The 21,509-nt window shown below is 69.8% G+C and carries 17 protein-coding genes and 1 pseudogene; 8 read left to right on the top strand and 10 right to left on the bottom strand.

Translation table 11 applies throughout. From position 1 onward, the window contains the following. Nucleotides 1-95 precede the first annotated feature (95 nt). Both ABZX90_RS09730 and ABZX90_RS09725 read right to left on the bottom strand, forming a co-directional pair. Complete coding sequence (locus ABZX90_RS09730; RefSeq protein ID WP_355203058.1) at nt 96-1,748, bottom strand: hypothetical protein; 1,653 nt, start codon at nt 1,746-1,748, stop codon at nt 96-98. Between the two features lie 164 nt (nt 1,749-1,912). After that, a complete protein-coding gene (locus ABZX90_RS09725) occupies nt 1,913-2,089 on the bottom strand; it encodes a hypothetical protein (RefSeq protein ID WP_355203055.1) in 177 nt (58 codons plus the stop codon). Between the two features lie 949 nt (nt 2,090-3,038). Between ABZX90_RS09725 and ABZX90_RS09720 the strand changes: the two genes are divergently transcribed. The 3 genes from ABZX90_RS09720 (at nt 3,039) to ABZX90_RS09710 (ending at nt 6,501) form a co-directional block, all read left to right on the top strand. After that, the gene (locus ABZX90_RS09720; protein ID WP_355203052.1) at nt 3,039-3,734 is read left to right on the top strand and encodes a hypothetical protein; all 696 of its coding nucleotides are present in this window, start codon (nt 3,039-3,041) and stop codon (nt 3,732-3,734) included. A 627-nt stretch (nt 3,735-4,361) separates the two neighbouring features. After that, nucleotides 4,362-5,843 carry a histidine kinase gene (locus ABZX90_RS09715; RefSeq protein ID WP_355203049.1) on the top strand — a complete coding sequence of 494 codons (1,482 nt, stop codon included), beginning with the start codon at nt 4,362-4,364 and terminating at the stop codon, nt 5,841-5,843. Nucleotides 5,844-5,847: 4 nt separating this feature from the next. Beyond that, complete coding sequence (locus ABZX90_RS09710) at nt 5,848-6,501, top strand: response regulator transcription factor (RefSeq protein WP_351135156.1); 654 nt, start codon at nt 5,848-5,850, stop codon at nt 6,499-6,501. Here the strand turns inward: ABZX90_RS09710 and ABZX90_RS09705 are convergent. Beyond that, nucleotides 6,488-6,904, bottom strand: a complete 417-nt coding sequence (locus ABZX90_RS09705) for a hypothetical protein (protein WP_355203045.1) — start codon at nt 6,902-6,904, stop codon at nt 6,488-6,490. The two genes, ABZX90_RS09710 and ABZX90_RS09705, sit on opposite strands and share 14 nt — an antisense overlap. 209 nt (nt 6,905-7,113) lie before the next feature. On the opposite strand from ABZX90_RS09705, the gene ABZX90_RS09700 reads away from it, so the two are divergent. Continuing rightward, a complete protein-coding gene (locus tag ABZX90_RS09700; protein ID WP_355203042.1) occupies nt 7,114-7,647 on the top strand; it encodes a 2'-5' RNA ligase family protein in 534 nt (177 codons plus the stop codon). A 941-nt stretch (nt 7,648-8,588) separates the two neighbouring features. On the opposite strand, the gene ABZX90_RS09695 is transcribed toward ABZX90_RS09700, so the two are convergent. Together ABZX90_RS09695 and ABZX90_RS09690 are read right to left on the bottom strand one after the other, a co-directional pair. Next, nucleotides 8,589-10,232, bottom strand: coding sequence for an FAD-dependent oxidoreductase (locus tag ABZX90_RS09695; RefSeq protein ID WP_355203039.1), 1,644 nt, complete (start codon nt 10,230-10,232; stop codon nt 8,589-8,591). Nucleotides 10,233-10,515: 283 nt separating this feature from the next. Further along, nucleotides 10,516-11,562, bottom strand: coding sequence for a lytic polysaccharide monooxygenase auxiliary activity family 9 protein (locus tag ABZX90_RS09690; protein ID WP_355203036.1), 1,047 nt, complete (start codon nt 11,560-11,562; stop codon nt 10,516-10,518). A 418-nt stretch (nt 11,563-11,980) separates the two neighbouring features. On the opposite strand from ABZX90_RS09690, the gene ABZX90_RS09685 reads away from it, so the two are divergent. Further along, a complete protein-coding gene (locus ABZX90_RS09685; protein WP_355203033.1) occupies nt 11,981-13,060 on the top strand; it encodes an endonuclease/exonuclease/phosphatase family protein in 1,080 nt (359 codons plus the stop codon). Here ABZX90_RS09685 and ABZX90_RS09680 read toward each other — a convergent pair whose 3' ends face one another. Further along, nucleotides 13,061-13,483: a hypothetical protein gene (locus tag ABZX90_RS09680; RefSeq protein WP_355203030.1), complete on the bottom strand. Its 423-nt coding sequence runs from the start codon at nt 13,481-13,483 to the stop codon at nt 13,061-13,063. It lies immediately after the preceding gene. Between ABZX90_RS09680 and ABZX90_RS09675 the strand changes: the two are divergent. After that, a pseudogene (locus tag ABZX90_RS09675) lies at nt 13,465-13,638 on the top strand (transposase); the annotation flags it as partial. The gene ABZX90_RS09680 and the pseudogene ABZX90_RS09675 overlap by 19 nt on opposite strands. Before the next feature lie 130 nt (nt 13,639-13,768). Here ABZX90_RS09675 and ABZX90_RS09670 read toward each other — a convergent pair. Beyond that, complete coding sequence (locus ABZX90_RS09670) at nt 13,769-15,424, bottom strand: pentapeptide repeat-containing protein (protein WP_355203027.1); 1,656 nt, start codon at nt 15,422-15,424, stop codon at nt 13,769-13,771. A gap of 577 nt (nt 15,425-16,001) precedes the next feature. Here ABZX90_RS09670 and ABZX90_RS09665 point away from each other — a divergent pair. Next, a complete protein-coding gene (locus ABZX90_RS09665) occupies nt 16,002-16,196 on the top strand; it encodes a hypothetical protein (protein ID WP_355203024.1) in 195 nt (64 codons plus the stop codon). Further along, nucleotides 16,193-16,351, top strand: coding sequence for a hypothetical protein (locus tag ABZX90_RS09660; RefSeq protein ID WP_351134955.1), 159 nt, complete (start codon nt 16,193-16,195; stop codon nt 16,349-16,351). Before ABZX90_RS09665 ends, ABZX90_RS09660 begins: the two co-directional genes overlap by 4 nt. Nucleotides 16,352-16,884: 533 nt before the next feature. Here the strand turns inward: ABZX90_RS09660 and ABZX90_RS09655 are convergent. The 3 genes from ABZX90_RS09655 to ABZX90_RS09645 form a co-directional block, all read right to left on the bottom strand. Continuing rightward, nucleotides 16,885-18,195 (bottom strand): hypothetical protein, encoded by a 1,311-nt coding sequence (locus ABZX90_RS09655; protein WP_355203021.1) that lies wholly within the window; start codon nt 18,193-18,195, stop codon nt 16,885-16,887. A 123-nt stretch (nt 18,196-18,318) separates the two neighbouring features. Next, entirely contained in the window at nt 18,319-21,054 is a 2,736-nt protein-coding gene (locus ABZX90_RS09650) for an ATP-binding protein (protein ID WP_355203018.1), read from the bottom strand. Beyond that, entirely contained in the window at nt 21,051-21,440 is a 390-nt protein-coding gene (locus ABZX90_RS09645) for a trypco2 family protein (RefSeq protein WP_355203015.1), read from the bottom strand. Before ABZX90_RS09645 ends, ABZX90_RS09650 begins: the two co-directional genes overlap by 4 nt. Nucleotides 21,441-21,509 lie beyond the last annotated feature (69 nt).

The following is a 21,509-nucleotide window of genomic DNA, read 5'->3' as shown; positions in this document are numbered from 1 at the left end:
CCCCCCACACGGTCGGACCTGAACCGGCCCCGGGCTGCATGCGTCCATACCGGCACCCGACAGACACGCCGGCGCCTGGGACAGTGGCCCGTGCCTCAGGCCAGTAGGGCCAGCGTCGCGACCCACAGCACGGCCAGCGCCAGGGCCGCGGGCCAGAGCGGCCGCCCGCGCTCGGCCCCGCTGCTCTCCCCCGTCGGTCTGAGCCGGGGGTCGTCGCGCATGACCGTGAGCTCGGCCGCCAGCGTGTCGTAGGGATGCGTCAGGCCGCGCCGCCGCTCCAGCCACGTCCACTTCGGCGCCCTGACCGACCAGTTGTCGTCCCGCCAGCGCAGCTTCAGTTCGAAGGACTGACGGCGCACGGAGCGGAAGTCGTCCCACGGGATGTGCCGGGGACCGCGCAGCCCGGTGATCCACAGGCCCGTGCTGTCGGCCGTGATGCGCCAGGCGAGCTTCTGGGGGAGGCGCACGGCGCCGTAGAGGCCGATCGCGGCGGCGAGGGTCAACTCCCACGGGGACGGGCCCCAGTCGGTGAACCAAGCCCCGCAGAGCCAGCCGCCCCATTGCACCAGCAGCGCCGCCGCGAGCCAGTCGAGCCAGCCCGCCTGCCAGCGGCGCACCGGTACGGCGGGCCGCCCCGCGTGGCGCTCCCTGACCTGCTGCTCCAGACGGCGTCCGCGGGCCTCGCGGGCCTTCTGCCGGGTGATGCGCCGCAGGCCCGCGCCCGGGGTGAGCGGGCGGACCGGCCCCGCCGACCACTCTGTGAGCGGGGGCTGGGTCGGATCCTCGTCGGCGCTCACGACCACGACCTCGGCTCCGTCGAAGGGAGCTCCGTAGAGGACGGCCTCACGGACCGGGCCCGGGGTGTCGTCGTCCACCGCGTCGAACAGCCGCTCCAGTTCCTCGTCGGCCTCGTCCGGCTCGTCCGGTTCGTCGTCGGCCGCCTCGGTGTCGCCGTCGTACGACGTCAGTTCCACCGTGAACAGGGGGCGCCCCGCCGCGAGGTCGTCTGCCGCGTACACCTCCGTGGTGCCCTGCGCGTCGTCGCGCACGAGGACCCGCAGAACGGGCGCGGGGTCCCGGCGCAGCGCGACGGCGCGGTGGCGGCCCAGCCAGGCGGAGGCCAGCGCGGTGGCGGCGAGGCCGGCCAGGTAGCAGGCCACGATCCGGGAGCCGCCGCGGTCCTCGGCCGTCCCCCACATGTCCGCGGTGGCGCCGGTGACGACGGCGAGGCCGAGCACGACGAGGCCGAGCGGGCGCAGGAACCGGCCGCGGCGCACCGGTGCGTCGGCGTCCGGGACGCGTGCCGTGCCGTCGGCCGCGGCCGCCAGCGCCCGTTCGAGCTGAGTGCTCCTGGCCCGCAGGCGCACGGCGACGGCGGTCCAGGACACGAGGACGACCAGTGCTCCGGCCAGGGTCACGGCCCAGGGCAGTGAGGGGGCCTCCACGGCGAGCCCGACGAGCAGCGCGGGCGCCCCCGCCCAGACGAGCTCGGGCCGCGCGAGCACCCACAGGGTGTACACGGCGAACCCGGCCGCGACGAGCGGCCACACTCCGCCGAGCATCACGGCCCAGGCGCCCGCGCAGAGCGCGAAGGTGGTCGCCGCGGCGGCGACGGACCTGCGCACGGCCGGGAGGGTCCAGCGCGGCGCCAGTGCCGCCGACCAGTCGGCCGCCGGACCGGCCGTCCAGTCCCGGCAGCCGTCGGGTATCGCGGCCGCGGGCAGACGCAGCGGCTCGTCGTAGGACACATGCACTCCTGGATCAGGTGGGAACACCGGCGGTGGCGGTGGCGGCCGGAGCCCGGCCGCCGGACGCCTCCGCCCGCGCTGAAGGGTGCCAGCTTCTCGTACGGCCGCGCGGGTCGATCGCCTCAAGCCGTTGCGCAGGTCGGCGGGAAAAGCCGGGTGCCGCCTCAGCCGACGGCCAGCAGAGCACCGTCGACAGGACCGCCCCGGCGAGCGGGACCCATGATCTCGCACGCCCAGCGTGCGGTCACCTCGCCCTGGGCCAGGGGGTCCTTGGCTCCGGACTGGGCCAGTTCGCGCAGCTGCCGTCTACTGTCGTGGTCGGGCCGACCACGCGCCTTCAACGCGGCACGCAGTCGTACCCGAGGTTTGATTGCGAAGCCCTGGACGAGCGTTGCGCAATCGGGCTGCGCAACCGGTCCGAGGGTTCTGCACAGTCGCCATGCGCGGTGCGGCTGCACAGTCGCCATGCGCGGTTCGGCTGCGCAGTCCGCCCGGAAGCTTCCGATCCTTGCGGTGCGCAGGTCCGGGTGTCGCACTGCGCAGGCGGCAAGTGCGGCCCGGGTGGGTTCCGTCTGCGCACCGCCGTCACGGACTCCAGGGCGGCGTGACTGGCGGGTGCGACGCGGTCCTCGGCCGTGGAACGTGTGCCGGACCCAAGAACCTGTCACCGGCTCGGGAAGCCCATGGTCGGGGTCATGGTCGGGCCTTCATGGTCGGTGTTCGTCGGCTTGGGCCATCGCCGCAGAGATCGCGTTTCTGGCCTCGGGGTTGTCGTAGAGGAAGGTGCGGGAGACATCCGCGCTGCGAGCAATGGCGGCCACGCTGATGCGGGCTTTTCACGGCGGAGCCGAGCAAGGGCGTCGTGGACGCGTTGAACGGCGATGTCCGTCTTCCGGCGGCGAGTTGCCAAGGCTGCGGCCGTGCGGGGTTCGGGGACGACGGCTTCATGCGCACGATTCCTCATCGTTGGCCGTGGCCGGTTCGCCGTACTCACCTTCGTCGGGCTCGGCAGGGGCTGCGAGGTCGGCAGCGCGGAAGGCCGTGGACCACATGCGGTGGAAGTAGTCCTGGGGGCAACCCTGACCTGGCCGACCGAGATTCCAACTGGCCGCTCCACGTGACATCCGTCCGCTGTCCGGTCGTCGTACGACGGGGTGCGCCAGGTCGCTGATGTTCCGTAGCCGGCTTGCCGATCGGACCGGGAGTGTGGCCGGTCGGCCGACGCGGTGTCGCGGGGGGTGCGTCTAGCGTCGTTCAGACCAAGCCACCGCGCTTCGAGGGGAATGTTCGATGGATCAGCGAGGGACGACCGGAGCACACACCGACGCCACGGCCGTGATCGGAGCGACCACAGAGTTCGAGCCGGACGTCATGGACCTGCTCGTGGAGACACTGCGCCGTGCGGTCAGGCGCGAGTTGCCGGCCGTGGGGACGGACACCCTGCTGGGCGCGCTCGTGATGGGAGACACGGACGCCGGTGCGGCGATCGCCCCGGGGATGCGGAAGGCAGGTGCCCTCAGCGGCGTGATCTCCGGCCGCGCGGGCCGCGGTTGGGTGAGCGACGACGAGGTGCACAGTGCGCCGGTCGCGGCCGGCGCGGACGCCGATGGGGTGGAGATCGATGCGGCTTGGCGCGAAGCACGGTGGCGCGTCGGCCTCGGTTCGCGCGGATCGGCTTCGAAGAGCGGCCCGGTGCTGCCCGGGATGACCGGGGCGATGCGCGCGTGTCTGCTGCTCGCGCTCAGGTCGGCCCGCGCCGAGGGGACGACAGCGGTGCGCTGCCGGCATGTGGCCCGTGCCCTGCTGACCTGCCGGACAGCAGGGCACGGGAAGCCCTGCTGCTGCAGAGGCTGGATCCCGCCGCCATGGCAACCGCGCTCGACCAACTGGACGCGAGCGCCCCGGCGCAGACCGAGGGACCGGAATCCCGCGGCGTCACCCTTCTTCGCCGGGCCGGAACGCTGGGCAAGAGCGGTAACCGCCTGACACGCTCGCTGACTTCGTGGACCTCCGGGGCCGCCGTGAACGGCTCACCGGTTCTGTTCGCGGTGTCCGTCGAGGCCGTGCGGCAAGCAGTACGGTGCGGGCGCGCGGCGGCTGAGCCGGTGGATCTCCTGCTGGGGATACTGGCCCTGGACCGGGCACTGTCCGTTGCCGGGCACTCGCTTACCGGGAGTCTGTCGGACGCCAACGCTGCTCCGGCTCTGCTGCGCCGGCACGGCGTACGGCAGGTTTCCCTGGTCTCTTCGGCTTCGGCGATCCCGTCTGCCGCTGCTCGCGACGGCGACGGTGCGCGGCTGTCCGCTGCCGCCGACCGGACCGTGGCGGTCACGCGGCTGTCCGCCGCCGAGCACGGTTCGCCCACGGTCGGTACGGTCCACCTGCTGTCCGCGCTGCTCGACGAGTCGGCGACGGATGCGGACGCCGGGGCTGGTGGCGCGGTCGGACGGCTGCTGGCTGCCGGCCAGGTGGACGTGGCCGCGTTGCGGGCAGAGCTGAGCCTCCGGCTGGGCGCATGACACCCGGGGGCCCGCCGTGCGGAGACCGCCGCCGCAGCAGCTACCGTTCCTCCCGCAGATCCACGGTGGCGGGGCAGGGGTGATCATGAGTCAGGTGCCCGAAGACACACAGCCGCCGGGCCCGTCCGTACGGCTGGGACGCACGCTGACCGGTGTGCCTCGGTGGGTGCGCCGCGAGGCAGTCGTGAGCTGGGCCGCGATGCGGGCCGCTGAGCGCCGTACAGTCGTCGTCGAGGCGATGGTCTGTGCCCTGGCGGCAGCCTTCTGCCTGCTACCGCTGCTGCTGGCGCCCCCGGAACGGCGGGCGTCGGCGGTGCTGGAGGGGGTGTGGGCGGCGCTGATCGTCCCCGCTCGGCGCGTCCGGCCCCTCGCCGCGGCCCTCTGCGTCTCTTTGCTGCTCGTGGGTCACAACGTGTGGACGCTGGCAGTGGTGCCGCTGGTCGTGCTGTCCGCCACCCGTCGTATCGCACCGCAGCGGCGTGCGTGGCAGGCCGTCGGGGTGGCCTGCGCCACCGTCGGTGCACTGACCGTCGCCCGTGCCCTGGTCCGGTCCGATGCCTTGCCGTTGGAACTGGCGGGCAACGCGGTCTCCGCGGTGCTGCTTCTGCTGCTCCCCACCCTGGCCGGGACACTGCTGGGTCGGCGGCGGCCCCTGGTCAGCCTGCTGCGGGAACGCAACGCCTATCTGGAACAGACCCGCACGCTGACCACCGCGGCGGCCCGAACGGAGGAGCGGACCCGGATCGCAGGAGAGATGCACGATCTCCTGGGCCACCGGCTGAGCCTGATCTCGGTGCACGCCGGGGCGCTTGAACTCGCCGCCGCGCGGCAGGCACCCGCCCTCGTCGGACAGGCCGAGCTGCTGCGCACGACCGCCGGTACGGCCATGGGGGAACTGCGAGAAATCCTCGGGGTTCTGCGGCACGTGGACATCACGGACCTGACGGACAGGACCGGGGACGAGAGGGGAACGCGTGAGGACATCACCGCTCTGGTGACGGAATCCCGGCAGACAGGCAGCACCGTCGAGCTGGACTGGTCCGTTCCCGACATGGCCGAGGTGGACCTCCGTACGCGTCAGGCGATCCACCGGGTGGTCCGCGAAGGGCTGACGAACGTGCTGAAACACGCATCCGGCGCGCCCGCCAAGGTGGAGGTAAAAGGCACGGACAAGGGGATCGCGGTGTCCGTCACCAACGAGCCACCGCGCGCGGCAGACCGCTCCCAGGGGGGAAGCCGCAGCGGGCTGGCCGGCTGTCAGGAACGGATCTCGTTGCTCGGCGGCACATTCGAAGCGGGCGCCTTGACGAACGGCGGTTTCCGCATGGCGGCTTGGCTGCCCACCCACGGGAAGCCCCTTGAATTCGCCATGCTTGAGGGGGCCTTTACTGAAACCCCTCCGGACACGGCCCGCCTTCCCTCCGGTGGCATCGGACAGGAAGGGGCCCGTGCGCCGCTGTCGGACGAGATCCTGACCTGGCCGCGAGTCCTGGGATCGGGCTGCGTGGCGCTGCTCGTGGTCCTGCCGACGGTGGGCTTCCTCATCGCACTGCTGACGACGGCAGCCCTAAGATGAGCTGATGATCCGAGTCCTGATCGCCGACGACGAGGCACTGATGCGTGCGGGAATCCGGCTGATCCTGGAGAACGCCGAGGACATCAAGGTGGTCGCCGAGGCGGGCGACGGTCGGGAAGCCGCCGCGGCATGCCGCGCCCAGGACGTCGACGTCGCCCTCCTCGACATCCAGATGCCGACCCGGGACGGAATCGCGGCCGCCGAGGACATCGCCCGTCTCTCGCCCCGCACCTGTGTCGTGATGCTGACGGCATTCGGCGAGGAAGCGAGCGTGACGCGCGCCCTGCGGGCCGGGGCGAGCGGTTTCCTTCTCAAGGACACCGGACCGGCCGAGCTGATCCGCGCCGTGCAACTCGCCGCGAGGGGCGAACCGGTCCTGGCACCCAGGATCACCCGGCAGCTGCTGGAACGGCACGTACGGTCCGGCCGGGACACCGAGGCCGCTCTGCGCAGGACCGAAGAGCTGACCCCGGCCGAACGGGATGTCCTGCGGCTGCTCGGCACGGGCCTGTCCAACGCGGAGATCGCCGATCAGCTGTATCTGAGCGCCGGCACGGTCAAGGCGCACATCAGCCGGATCCTCACCCGCACCGGCTGCGCCAACCGAGTACAGGCCGCCGTCCTCGCACACGACGCCGGGCTGCTCACCGACCGTTGAGCCTGGGCCTTTCGCAGTCTGCGACGCAACTCCTCGAGCGGTGGCGCCGAGCCGCACCGGCCCCGTAGCGGTGCTGACTCCAGTTGGCGTGCTGCACGGTGCCGGTGACGGTGATCGGCTTGCCCTTGGCGACGGGCTCCGGGGACGCGTTCGCGTTCTGGATGCGTGAGGCACGCTGGAGGCGGACGGTCGCGGAGAGCAGGTCGGTGTCGTAACCGCCGTTCTTCTTGATGGCCGTGCCGATGGTCTTCCACAGGGCTGCGTCACTGTTGACGAGGTGGTTGCCATTACCGACCGGCATGTCGTCCGGGTCGATGGACATCGTCTCGTCGCAGTCGCGCAAGGTGTAGCCCCCCGCGGAGGACGTCCTGCAGCTCCACTGAGTCGTGGAGATCGCGAGCATGTATTTGGTACGGGCACAGCATCGACAGGACGGATCTCAGTGCAGCCACAACGACCTGCACAGACGAGGCACGCGTGCAAACGAGGTGCCGTCGCTGGCCGTCTTGTCGTGTCTGCGGCTACCGGCAACGCTCTGACTACTCGTCGAGCCGCCGGTCGGGGGGCGGGTCAGCGACGGGACCGCAAGGGGATCGCCGATAGGCTGCGGAGGTGCGCACGGTCGAGGTTTTGCTGGATGAGGCGGCGGACCTGGTTGTCCGGGAGGCTTGGCGGCGGCTAGCGGACGCGGGGCTACCCTCTCAGGCGCGCCACCAATCGCCGACAAATAGTCCCCACCTCACCTTGGCCGCATGCGAAGAGTTGACTGCCCCGATTCGCTGGGAGCTCGCCGAGGTGGCTGCCGCTCTGCCGCTACCCGTTCGGTTTACCGGTGTAGTCCGCTTCGAACGGCCCACCACGGTGCTGGGCTGGGCGTTGGACCTCGACTCCGCGCTGGCGAGTTTGCACCGCCGGGTGTGGGAGGCGGTCGCCTCGGACAGTCCGCCCGCCACCCTCAACCCCTTGCACGAACCCGGACGCTGGAGCCCGCACATCACCCTCGGCCGGACCCGGCGGGCCGGTGCCTTCGCCGACCGGCGAATCCCCGAGCTGCTGCCGGCGCCGCCGGTGTCGGTCCGGCTCACAACCTTGCGCAGCTACGACACCGAAACCGGCGCCCTGGAACTGCTAGAGCCCCGCTCCTGAGACAACCAGCCCCTCCGAGCAGCGAGTCCCTCAAAGGTGGGGCCTCGTGTACGGGTTGGCGGCCACCCAACAAACGTCACCGGGTGCGTCCGGGTGGACGGGACACGGACCGAAGCCTGTTCCCTGGCCGGCAGGGTGAATGTGGCGCCGGCCAGAGGGAGTGCAAGCCGTCTTCGGGTCCTCGTTGCAGAACTCAACGCAGGTGCAGTCCTGGATCTCATACGTGGAGCCGCCGAGGTCGGTGACCCGAGGTGAACACCGGTGGCGATCGGCCATGAGATCGAGGCGGGCCAGCGTCCATCCCCGCTCATCCTGTCTCACCTGGGTAGTGCTGGCGCGGCACTTCGTGCACCGGAGCTATCGAACTTCGAACACGCGAGACCGTGAACCCGGTGACCTCTGGATTGCTTCGGGCTCCGACTCCCCGTCGGGAGTCGCTGTTCGCGCCAGTGCCGGCGATCTCGGGGAACGCCGCGGCGGCGGACGTTATCGCGTCGTAGGTGTTGCCCTTGCCCGGGCAGGATGCTGGCGAACATCTCCCGGCTGACCACCCCACGCAATGGCGACGTCTCCTCGGCCGACGCAGGCATCGCGCCCCATGACGAACTCCCCGCCAGCAGCACAGCCCGAACTCGACGCTGCTTCTGCTGCCTCCGGTGATTTCGTACGAAATCCACCGTCGGACCTTTCGGGATCCGGCGTCGCGGGCATCGGCCGCTACGGCGTGCCTTTTGAACGGCCCGGCCCGTCAGAGGGCAGAGGAAGATCGCGAGGCGGTGCACCGCCGGCTCCCGGAGTGCCCGGTGCCCATTCCTGATCTCCTCACGTCATGACTGTCACCGCCGAGCCCTGATCGTTCTTGTCCTGGTTTCTTGCCCATGTCTGAACGCGCCCTGGGCCCGGATCCGCTGTGGCTCCGGGCCCGGGGCGCCGTGTCGTGGTCAGAGTCCCTGGGTGAGGAAGGCGGCGTCGGGGACCTGGACGGTCTGAGGGGCGGTGCGCGGGAGGAGGCCGAGGATCTGGGCGACGACGTACTGCGCCGACATCATGGCTCCCTCCTGCCAGCCGGGCAGCGGGGATGCCTGGTCGCCAACGACGTAGAAGCGGCCGTCGCCCTCGGGCTGGAGGAGCTGCTTGTAGGCGACCTGGTGGTCGGGGTCGGCCGGGTCCCAGTCGGCCCAGCCACCGAGTTGGTGGGGCACCTTGTGCCAGGCGATGGTCACCCCCAGGTCCTGGGGCACGGTGGCCTTCTCCAGGAACTCCCGGTGCAGCTGTGCCGCTCCGTCGCGGGCCAGGCGCAGCCGGTCGGCCGGCGTGCGCTTGCCCATGTCCTCAGCGTGTTCGCCGAAGTTGTACGCCCCGGTGAGGGTGCCCGTCTTGGAGAAGTAGTCGTTGGACGGGTACCAGAACTGGGTGATGGGGTGGTCGGTCCAGCTGATGCCGCCGTAGATCTGGTTGTCGTCGTCCTCCCAGAACCGCCGGTTGGCCTGCCAGCCGACCTTGCACGTAGGCGCGAAGCCCACCCCTTCCACGGCGTTCCGGAACTCTGTGGAGAAGCCGGTCAGCGTGAGCTGCTTGAGCACCGGCAGCGGGATGTTGCTCACGCAGTAGTCCGCCGTCGTCGTCAGTTCCTGTCCGCCTGAGCAGTAGGTGACGCTGACTGCGTCGCCCGTCAGGTCGATCGAGGTGACCTCGGCCTTGAGTTCGACGCTCACGTCGTACTCGGAGGTGATCCGCTCGGTGAGGGCGTGGACGATCTTGTCCATGCCGCCGACCGGCTGGAACATCGTGGCCTGCCACAGGTAGTCCACCGGCTGGTAGAACCTCTGCTTCCAGAACTCCGACTGAACCAGTTCGGCGAGGGGCAGCGGGGGCGCGGGCTGCGGGAATTCGTGGACGTCGAGCGGCTCGTCGTAGCCGGAGCGGGTGGAGCCGTGGTACTCGTTTTCCTCGTCCAGGTCGCCGAACTTGCGCAGCAGGTCCCGCAGCAGCCCGGTGAACTCGTCCCTCTCGGTCAGGGTGGCGGACAGGAGCGCGGCGAGGTGGCCGCGGGTGTCGTTGGCGATCCGCCGGTTGCGCCAGGGCTGGCCGGGCGGGGTGTGTCCCGCGCGGTGCAGGACGTTCGCCGTGGATTCCATGATGTACGGCTCCAGCGTCACCCCCAGGTCGGTGCAGTATCGGAGGACTCGGCGGTGGTGGTAGGGGATGCGTCCGGGGCCGAGGTTGAGGTACAGGTCCTTGTCGAACGCGCAGGTGTGGGTCAGCACCGGGCTGTTGCCCTCGCCGTCGAGTTCGTACAGCTTGTCCCCCTTGCGGGCGGTGCGGTTGCGGCCGCCGGTGCGGGGCTGGGGCTCCAGGACCGTGCACCGGTAACCGAGCTTGCCCAGTTCGTAGGCGGCGGTTAGGCCACCGACCCCCGCGCCGAGGATCAGTACCGACGGCTCCTCGCCGGCCGCCGCGCGCGGTGCGGCGGCGAAGTCGGGCGCGGTCCCTTCGCCGGAGCTCAGCGGGCCGCCGAGGCCGGACATGGCGTGGTGGAGTGACTGTGCGGATGCGGAGGGGGTGACGGACTTGCGTGTACTCATGGCTCACCTCTCGGACGGGACGGGGCGGCTCCCGACTCGCCCGACGCCAACGGCTTGCGTTGCCGAAGCGCGGCGGCCGGGTGTGGCCGTAGGACAGCCTCGGAGGGACATGAGCCCAGGCGCTTGAGCGTGCCGCGCGAGTTGCGGGTACGGCCTGCTCAACGGGGCATTCCCGGGCTATGGCGGACGCCGACCGTTCGGGCGAGCGCGCGGAACGGGAAGTTGACTCCCGGCCGGCGTACGCCCGCGAACGCCGGCCGGCGTCGGGCGGGGGCCGAGGGGTCTAGTGGAACTCGACGTCGGAGACGCTGACGAAGAACTCGCCCACGTAGTCGTGTCCGGCGTCGCCGCCACCCCAGATGTTGACGATGGCATGCCGTCCCCGTCGGGACGCCAGTGCCTCGGTCGTGTACTGAAGCTCCTGGTCGGCGTGCGTGCCGCCGCCGTGGTACTCGACCATGAAGGGAGTCGGCTCCAGCGCGTCCCAGGAGATGCCCTGCGCCGGGTCCCAGCCCGCTGAGGTGATGAACCACTGGTGTGTCCACTTCGGGCCCATGTGGTTCTGCCTGTAGTTGTAGGTGAAGGTGTGCCGGCCGTCGAGGGCCTCCAGCGTGCTGGTCGGCCAGTCACCCAGGCCGTCCCCGCCGGGCAGGTCCAGGCCCTGGAAGGCGGGATTCGCAGCCGACGCCACGTCGGTGCCCCGGAAGAACTTCCGGTACTCCAAATACCCGCGGGCCTCGTTCCACGGCGGATTGCCGACCGTGCCGGGAGGCACCACTTGCTGCCAGGTGGTCGAGGTGTTCAGCTCGCGCGCTTTCTGGCAGATCGGCGAATCGTCCTCGTCGCGGATCGCCCGGATCGCCCTGCTGACCGGGAACTCCAGACTCCCGTGCCGCTCCCGGCCGCCCTCCTGACGTTCCTCGGTGCGCGCGGGGATGTGCAGGTTGTAGGGCTTGGACGTGGACGTGTCGACGGTGAGCTCGTCCGTGAACGGCCCCCACGAGCCGTCCATGTGCCGGGCCCGGATCTTCACCCGGTACTCGCGGGCCGGAGCCTCACCCAGGCACACCCAGTGCCGGTTCGCCGCCTGCCAGTGCGGATACCAGGTCGCCCAGTACAGGTCCACCGTCTGTGCCAGCCGCCCGTCCAACCACACCTCGTAGTGGTGCGGGTAGTCCGGCTGGCCGTTGTTCCAGTCGGGCGGCTGCGTGAGTCCCTGGTCAGGGGCGTTCTGGCCGATCTGCCAGGTGAGGGACATGCCCTCAAGCTTGACGTGACCGTCGTCGCGGTAGGTTGCCTCCGCACGCAAGTCCTCAGGGTGGGGCTGCATCTGGGTGCTCCTCCAGTCGCACAGAATGGGTGGTCCATCGCGGCAAAACCGCACTGAACCACCCCAAATTTCACTACTCACTGTAGTTAGGCATATGCATACCGCAAGTGCGGGGACTCGAAGGCGAAGGCGGCCGGCACTAGACAGGCGTTCGAGGCGTGCGGCCTTCGGGCACTGGAGTGACACCAACTGGGCGGCATAGAGGGGCCCATGGCGGTGGCCAGGGCGCCCAGGCAGTCGGCGGAACGCCGGGCGCGCCTCGACTTCACCGTAAGTAGGGCCCGATTACGCTGCGTATCCTGACCATGGTGAGCCCGGGAGCATCTGTGCCGCAGATCCGGATTGCCACGTTCAACCTGGAGACTTCGACGAAACCGCCGCAGGCGCGCGGCCGTCGCTGGCTGAACGCATCACGCTGATGAAACCGCAGGTCACGCGGCTACGGGCAGATATCGCATGCTTCCAGGAAGTCCACGGGCAGGAGCGCCCCGGGCAGCCGCGTGCTCTGCTCGCACTGAAGGAGCTGCTCGCCGGCACCAACCTCGACGGCGCGCCCTTGGTCAGTACCAAGCCCGAGAACGATGCGGTCTTCGACCTGCGCAACCTGGTCATCGCCACCCACCTGCCGGTCATCAAGCACCAACAGCTGAAGAACGACCTGGTTGCCGAGCCCCGCTACCAGCGGCTCACCGCCGCACCCCCCGACCCGGAGCCGGTCGTGATCGGTATCGAGCGGCCCATCCTGCACGCGCAGATCGACATCGATCACTCAGAACCCGGCCGCCTGCTGCACGTCATCACCGTGCACCTGAAATCCAAGATCCCCAGCGAGATCCCCGGCCAGGTGATCGACCCTCAGAAGGGCATCTGGCGCGCCGCCGACAGCTGGGCCGAAGGCAGCTTCCTGTCGTCCATGAAGCGCATGAGCCAGGCCCTGGAAGTCAGGCGCCTCATCGACCAGATCCTCGACGACGATCCGGACGCGCGCATCGTCGTCGCCGGTGACTTCAACGCCGAACCCGAAGAAGTCCCGGTACTGGCGCTCTGCGGCAACGTCGAGGACACCAACAACGGGGACCTCGCCACCCGGGTCCTGGTCCCTATCGAGCACACCATTCCCAACGAGGCCCGCTACACCCTCTTCCACCACGGCCGCGGGCAGATGATCGACCACATGCTCGTCACCCGTAATCTCCTCGCCCACTACCGCGGCTCAGAGATCCACAACGAAATCCTCCACGACGACTCCCCCGCCTTCGCCACCGACAGCAAGCACCCCGAGTCCGACCAGCCCCCGTCGTCGCCACCTTCGACTTCGACTGAACCCGCGGCGCCCGCCCGTGTCCCGGCCGCTTCGGCAGAGCTCCGCAGCCGTGTGTCAGGCGCCGTCCTCGCCCCGTCCCGGGCTGGCCACCGCCGTCTTCACCCGTCTTGCGGCCGAAGACCTCGCCTCTCCTCTTCGCACGGAGGGAGAGGCGAGGCTGATCTGGGGCGATGATCAGAACGTGGCCGGGAGAACCCAGCTAGGTCCGTCCGTGTCCTCGTAGAACACGGTCTGCCGGGTCGGCGTGACGGTCAGGAGGAAGGCCTCGCGCCCGGGTTCGTCCCCGAAAATCTTCGCCAGGTCCTCGACGGTGTCCCACAGCCTTTGCGGGCCGATCTGCCGCACGGCGCCCGGGGTGTGGGAGATGGCGGTGGAGCCGTCGGGGGTCCACAGTCCGACGCCATAGAGCTCGTTTCCCTCCGTCCGCCAGCTGCAGGATGTGTAGCCGGGCAAGGCCAGGGATGCGGGGAACTTGAGCCGCCCGAGCAGGTCCGCCGGCGAGACGCTGGTGTCGGCGGGCTCTGCTCGAGTGCGGCGTCGAACTGGGGCCCCGATCCGCCCGTGCGCCGCGTCATGACGAGCGGCACGGCCACTCATCTGACCGCATCACCGTTGAACACGCCCTGGCCGACCACAAACGCTGGAAGCAACTCATGCGCTGGACCCATCGCCGCGACCGCCTGCCCGACACCTACCCAGCCATTGCCGGCCTCGTCTCCGACCGCACCGCCGTGACCAGAAAGCGGCCGTGAACTGCCCAAACACGCCTAACCCTCTACCGGGTCGTCCGCGAACTGCAGACACTCCTCGCCACCTGGACCGGCGCCTGCCCCACCTGCCACCAAGACATACCCACACCCATACGAACCTGACCAAGCCCTACTAGTCCTCGATCAATTGGGCGGAGCTTGGAGGCCGGTATCCTCGGGGCCACTTAGTGTTTGAGGAATACAAGGCCTCGCGCAGATCGGCGGCCTCAAGCTCGGCACCCCGCAGATCTGCACCGGCGAGGTTGGCACGCCGCAGCCCGGCGACGCTGAGATCAGCATTCCTCAGGTCGGCGTGGCGGAGGATGGCTTCGTAAAGATCGGCTCCCGTCAGGACGGCGTGCTGCAGGTCGGCATTAGTGAAGTCGGTGACACGCAAAGTCGCCGCGGTCAGATCGACACCTTGTAGGTCCAAGCCGGTGAAGTCGGCTTCCTGGTAGTCCTTCTCCCCGAGAACCATCCCGTTGAGGTGTGTACCGCTCAACTCGCATGCGGTGAACCGTCCATCGGCCATTTTCCAGTGGTCACCGAGGAGACGCATGGCCGTTTCTGCATCCTCAGGGGCCTGTTGTCCGCCCTCTCGCGCGTGGCCGCGTACGTAAGCGCACCAGAGCTGGAGGACGGTGGTGTGGTCCCGGGGTGAGTCCTCGATGATCCTCTCCAGAGTGAACAAGCCACCGAGCCGGACGTCGAGTGAACGGGAGTCCAGCTGGCCGACGGCGGTGCTGAAACGTGAGGAGACGGAGTCGTGTTCGGTGACCCGCAGATTGTCGTTGGCCTGCCGGACTGTGATGCTCGAGAACACGAGCGCGCCTACGGCGGCGACAGCGGGGAGCAGGACAGCTGTGTGCTGGAGCGGTGCACTCCATCTGCCAGGCCAGTTCGTGGTTCCGCTAGCAGGCAGGCCTCCTGGAGAGTGAGGCGTGCCGGATGGCGGGTCGGGGGGAGGCCCGGGGAGGTCGGGGTCGTCGAGCAGTGCCAGCCAGCCTCGCTCGTGAGCCCGGTCATGGACGGTTCCCAGAAGTCTGACCAGCTCCGGCAGGCCGGCGGGCGGCTGCCTCCAGACGGCGCGTCCCGCGTCGTGGAGGGCCCGGCCGACCACCTGGGCATGGGCAACGAGTTCGCCCTCACGTTCCCGGTGGGTGGCGTGGCCGTGGCGGGCGTACGTGACCAGGGCCCGGCGCAACGCTAGCAGGGCGTCTTCGATGCGGGGCAGCGAACCTTCGGCGTCTCGGCATGCCGCCAGGGCTTGCGCGCTCTCCAACAGCGGCGGCCGGTACGGGGCCATCAGCCGTGTCCGGTCCCGCCACACCATCACCAATGCAGCGATTACGACACCGGCAGCAGCGCCTAGGGCGGCGGGTGCGATCGCAGTGTCTGTGTCGGGAATGAAGCGGATATCGAAGCCGTTGCGGGTGACCGTCTGCGAAGTGCCTTCCGGCCACGCCACCCAGAGGATCCATGCAGCAACCGAGAGCAGGAATAGCGCGATACACGCCAGCCACCCCCTGCAGGCGGTCAAAGCCACACGCCGTGTCCGTTCGCTCTCAACAAGCGCCGCGCGCTGCGCGGCCAGCACCATGCGGTCGGGTACCGATGCCGCCGCGTACCGCCGCCGGGAGGCGAGCGCCGCGTGGTGGACACGGACCGTGGCACGCGGACGGCCCTGCACGACACGTCCACCCAGCGAAAGAGCCAGGGCAGGAACTCTGACGACCATCCGGACCACAGCGACCCGTACGACAACGACAGCCAGGAGCACAGCGAGCATCGCCACACTCCACTCAAGGACACCGTAATCGGACCACACTGAATCCCACATGGCGCCCCTCCCCGTTACTCGCCATCCCCTTCGCTGAGGGGAGCTTGCCCACCCGTGGAGCAGTTGCCCCCAATTTTGGGTAGGGCGGCCCAAGCACGGTCATCTGCGGTGCGAACCCACCCATTGCCTGTACCAAGTGGCCAGCGGCGTGATCCAGGCATTCCGAGAGTTCCAATACCCGACTCCACCGTTAGCCCGCGGCCGCGGCGGCATCTACGAGCTGCTCGACATCGAAACCGCCCGGGCTACCGCCAGCATTCTCACCACCCTCCACGACGATCTCGCCGCCGGAGCCGGGATCTCAGGGCCGGCCGCCCGGCGAGCGATCCACGCCGCGGCCAGGCCCCCACCTTCGTCGGGTCCATCCGCACGCACCGCCAGGCCCTGGACATCCTGGGCAACCCGGCCCTGACCGTCTACGACAACCCGCACTCGTTGCTGATGTGCGTCTACAACCGAGACCGAGCCCTGTGTCACCGGCTCGATGTCACCGACGCCCCGAGCCTCGACGGCTGCCAGCCGACCTGTGCGAACATCGCGCGCACCGGACCGCCATGCCGACGAACTCGTGCAGCACGCACAGGCCTTGGAGAAACAGGCCGCCTCGGAAGCAGTGCCCGGCCCGCTCGCCGACCGGCTCACGCGACGCGCCGGGTTTCTCCGGAATCTGGCCGACCGCCACGAGCACGACCGCATCCACCACCAGGAGCCGAACGCATGAGCCCAGCCCGGGATGAGCGCGACCGTATCCGTGCCGCGATGGATCGCATCCTGCACGGAACGCCCGAGCGCTCCAATGGCGCGCTGACGATCGTCGCCCTCGCGGTCGAAGCCGCTGTCCCGCGGAAGCACTCACCCAGCGACACATCGACTTGAAGAACGAGTTCTACGACAAAGTCCGCGCCCGCGGCGGCACCCCGGAGAGCGGACAGCGCCTACGCAAGCAGGTCCGCCGGCTCAAATGACCTGCCCCCTCATTTCCGGCCGAGCGAGTTCGACTGGGTCACCTCGTTGGTCGGAGATCAGTCCAGCACTACGGGCCACTCCAGCGTGTGTCCCTCCACGAGAACCACGACGAGGTCTGCCAAGCCTGCGGGATAGACCGTCTCCGTCGTGGCCCGACGCTGGCTGACGGACCACCAGCGAAATTTACGGATGTTGTCGGTCTGAGTGGCACGGGCTGGGTCAACCACGGCCGCGCTGACACGGGCAAGGAAGTACCGCTCCACCTGGCGGACTTCACGTCCTCCCACGAGGTGGTCCGCGAGTCGGGAGCAGCGCGGCGGCCGCCCGCAAAGATCGGCGACGGCCGCCCGATTACGGGACAGAGCCGATTACGGGACAGAGCCGTCGTTTGACGGTCCCGGTCTAGATGACTACCAGGCCCCCTGTTACCCGGCCTCGTACCGTCACCGCAACGCAGCGACGTCCTCGATCAGTTGCTGCGCGATCCGGCCCGCCGCGGCCGCGTCCTTGCGGTCGGCCGCGTCCCTGGCCGTCTTCAGGTCGGCGCTGAAAGCGGCCGACTCGGGGGTGTCGTGCCGTTGTCGGACGAGTTCGAGACCGGTGACGTCTCCCGCCACCGCTCCCTTGTCTCCGACAGCCGCGTCGATCCCCAACTGCCGTGCCCACATGCCGAGTCGTGCGCGGTCCACGGTCTGCACCGGCTCGTAGCGCAGCCGCAGGTCCGTCGTGTTCTGCTCGACGCGCAGGGCTGCCGCACGGTCCTGCGGCGACTTCTGCCACGCGTCCAGGTCCCGCTCCATCTGCCGCACGAGCAGCGCCGGCACGGCGTCGGAGGCGCGGTAGGCGTCCCAGAGGGCGCGTGCCGCGCGGACGGTCGCGGGTGTGGGACCGGCGTGGGCCGCGCGGACCGCCTTGTCGAGCGCGAGCAGCCGCGCCGGCACGGGTGCCTGCTTCGCGTCCGTCGGTACGGCGAGCGACACCGCCTCCAGGTCGCCGTCCGCCGAGCCGGTGGAGAACTCGCCGTACCCGGGGGCGAAGATCTTGTCCTCGGTCGTGCCGTCCATGTGCAGCTCGTGCACGGTCATCGCGCCGTTGATCCTGCCGTACGGTCCGTCGACGGTCTGTCCGACGGCCTTGACCGTGACCTGTTCGAAGACGACGCCGGGAAGGTTCTCGGTGCGGTAGACGTCGCCCTTGCGCGGGTGCGCGGGCATGATCATCGCGCCGGGTGCGTCGTCGTGTCCGGCCTGCCAGGTGCCCTCAGTGTCGGCGACCACGCCGCCCGCGTAGTTGGAGACGTCCTCGCCGAGGTACCAGACGGAGCCGTCGTCGGCCTGCGCATACCAGTCGAGGGCGACCTCTGCGACGCGGCCCGCCGAGAAGGCGACGTACTGCGAGGTCACGGCGCGGATGCTGCGGTCACCCCAAGTGATCGTCTTGATGCCGGGGAGCAGGGTGACCTCGGTGCGGAAGGGTTTGCCGGACTCCTGGCCGCCGTAGATCGTCTGGGCCACCTCGGTGGTGGGATGGGTCAGGTTGGTGATGCGGGTCGGGTGGGCAAAGTGCGGGGTGGCGCGGTCGACCCGGGCGCTGTCGGGGGCGAGCGGCAGACAGGCAGATCCGGTGCGCCCGGTGTTCTCGTCCACGACGTGGACGCAGGCGCCCTTTCCCGCCTGTGCGTCGGTGTTTCCGGAGCAGGCTCCGGCCAGCAAGACGGCGGCTCCCAGCGCGGGCAGCAGGACCTTGTGCCTCATGACGGCCTCCTCGGCTCGATGCACCGAGAGTGTCTCGCCCCCGCTGAACAGACCCTGAATGATGCTGACAGAGCGTTCAGCTCCGCTTTTCCCCGGCTCCCCCGGCTGACTCGCCCCGCGGGCTCACTCCCCCGACGGCAGCGTCACCGTGAACCGTGCCCCGCCGTCCGGGACCGTCCCTGCCGTCACCGTTCCGCGGTGCGCCGCTGCCACCTCGGCGACGATCGCGAGGCCCAGTCCCGCGCCGCCGGCGTCACGCGAGCGGGACTCGTCGAGCCGTACGAAACGGTCGAAGACCCGCATCCGGTCGGCGGCCGGGATGCCGGGTCCGTCGTCCTCGACGACCAGCCGTACCCGCCCGTCCCCCGTGTCGGCCAGCGTGAACCCCACGCGCGTGGCCGCGTAACGTGCGGCGTTCTCACCGAGGTTGCGCACCAGACGGCGCAGCGCGTCCTCGTCGCCACTCACCCGGGCCGCGCCCACCTCTGTGCCGTCGATGCGCAGACCGGTCGTCGAGCGCAGCCGCCGCAGCTCCTCCAGGACGAGGTCGTCGAGGTCCACGGGCCGGTGCAGGGCGGTCGGTGCGCCTTCGTCGGCGCGGGTGAGCAGCAGCAGGTCGTCGACGAGGCGCTGCATGCGGACGGCTTCGTCGTGCACGGTCGCGGCGAGTGCCCCGGCGTCGGCCCTGCCTGGGTGGGCGAGGGCGACCTCGGCATGCTGGCGGACAGTGGCGACGGGCGAGCGCAGCTCGTGCGAGGCGTCGGAGACGAACCGGCGCTGGGCCGCCTCCGCGCGGGCCACCCGGCGTATGGCCAGGCCCACCGCCGTCCAGGTCGCGGCGGCCGCGAGGCTCATGGCGAAGCGCAGGACGTCGTCCCACATCTCCTCCCCGGCGTGGCCGGCGAGTTGCCCGAAGGAGCGCTGGGCGACCAGATCCGTGGCTGCGAGGTAGTCCTGGAAGGTGCGATGGCTGAAGCGCAGGGTGTCCTCGGCCGGGGCGACGAGAAGCCCGCTCCGCTCGTGCAGGGCCTTGCGGATCTCACTGGGGGTGTGGGCGCCGGCCTCCCGTCCCAGACTGGGCAGCCGGCTCTGCACCTTCTCGTCGAATCGCGTCAGGGTGATCTCCCGTTCGCCTTCCGCCGTCAGGTAGCCGGCGATCCAGGAGAGAACCGCTCGGCGTTGATCGATGTCCAGGCCAGGGAGCGGCTCGGGCACCTCACGGTCCGCGTCGCGCAGCCCGAGCATCATGTCGACGGTCCGCGCGTACAGCTCCTGCCGGAACCGCGGGAGCCGGGTGCCGTGCACCTCGTGGAGCTTGCACAGCACCGCGCAGAGCAGTGGGGTCGCGGCGAGCGCGGAGAGATCCGATGATGCGTTGATGTGGCGGGTCAGAGAAATTTCGTAGGCGGAGAGGCGGTCGATCCGCCGGTCGCGCTCCTCATCGCCGAGCCGCGACGAGCGCACCCCGAGGATCGCCGCCTGGTGCCACTTGTGGATGAGCTCCGCCCGCTGGTCGGCGTCGAGTTCAACGAGCTTGAGCTCCACGAAACCGAGCCTGGCAGGCGGGGACCAATGCTGCAGCGCCTCCGGACGCCCCGTGACGATGACATGCAGGGCAGGGAACTCCCGCAGAAGATCGCTGATCCAGCGCAGCACGCCGTCCCGGTGGCCCTCCAGCACCTCGTCGAGGCCATCGACGAGCAGGAGCGCCCGCTCTTGCTCAAGCATCCGGCGAATCCACCCGTCCGGCGGGGCGAAGTCACTCGCCATCCCGCTGAACTCGAGGAACTGCCCAATCCGCGGCGGAACTCCGTCCCGTCCCTCGATCCGGTTCCATCTCGGCGCGTACATGTCGCGCAGGCGCAGCAGGAAGGGAATCCGGTCGTTGAACGGTTCGATTTCGCCCTTGCACGAACCGCGCGCCATGGAAACGGCAAGCCACTCGAGCAGGGTGGACTTCCCCGCCCCCGGGCTGCCCCGCAGCAGGAGCCGCGTGTTCTTCGCGATGAGGGGCTCAACACGTCTGGTCTGCTCCGCCGTCGACGACAGGCGGCGCGAAGGAACGCCCGCACGCAGACTCACGTACGCGTGGTCGATGCTGATGTCGTCCGCAAGGTGGCCTTGGAGACCGAGCCCGAACAGCTCGATGTGCCCGTAGCGGCGGATCGTCTCACTGCGGTACGTGTCCAGGAACGCGGCATCGCGAGCGTCCGACTCGGTAACCGGCGGTGAAGGCCGGACGCGGAACAGCGCATCAGCAAGCGGCAACCCCTCGAACAGGGCGCTGATAGGACTCGCCTCAAGCCGGGAGTGGTTCCAGCCCGTCGAGTCGCGCACGACGACACCGATCAGCCACCGGCCCGCGTGGAACACCGGTGCACCCGACATGCCGCTCCACGGTTCCGGACCCGCCGGCGGGTGTCCGTCGAGTTCGAGGGAGAGGTAGCCGTGGTTGTCCGCGCTGTTGGGTGCCACGCGAAACGCGGCCTCGAGCGGGGCGACGCCGGCAGTCACCCGGGTCATCACCGCGGGCAGACCCAGGGCCGAGCAGTCACCGAAGTGCGAGTCGGATCCCAGCTCACGCAACGCCACATTCGCCAGCTCCCCCGGCGCGGCCAGGTCCTCGGCCGTGAGGAGTACGGCGATGTCCTTCTCGATCCGTACAACCTCGGCAGTCGTCGCGCGCAGGGTATGCAGCCGGCAGACACGCAGATCCTCAGCCGGGACACCTTCGACCACATGGCCCGCCGTCACCACCACGCGGCTGTTGAGGAGGTACCCGCTGCCGCGCACCTGGTCGTCCTTCGTAGTGAGGGCGACCAAATAGAGGCGGCTGGGGTGGCGGACGGCAGCACTCATCGGACGATGCGGTGGCCGGACTCGGTGTTACGGATCTCGGGGCTCTCGCCGGTGGCGGCCGACACGGGGGTGAGGTTGAGCGTCACGCGATGGGTGTGCGCCATGGACCGCTTGCGCTCAGCGTCGGCCGTGACGACCCACGCCTTGATCCCGCCCTTGGCAGTCCGGTCGCGGGTCAGCGCAACAGTGAACTCCAACTGGATCGGGCCCATTTGGAAGCGAAGGTCCGAGTCGGGGTCGGACGCGGCCGCCTCGGTGATCTGTGCACGGAGTGCCCGCACGGCAGCCACCAGTTCGACGGAGACCTCAGCAGGACCGTCGTCCGGCTTGCCGCGAGAGAACCACATCTTCTTCAACTCCTGGCACAGCCGCAGTATTTGGGCCACATCATGATGAGCCCCGCGACGTGGGCGAGCAAGACCGTCTTCGCAGCGCCGGTATCGACGGGGACGAGC

Source organism: Streptomyces sp. NPDC002935 (assembly GCF_040611295.1).
Lineage (GTDB): Bacteria > Actinomycetota > Actinomycetes > Streptomycetales > Streptomycetaceae > Streptomyces.
The sequence above is the reverse complement of the archived record's forward strand: the minus strand, read 5'-3'. Positions and strand labels throughout refer to the sequence as shown.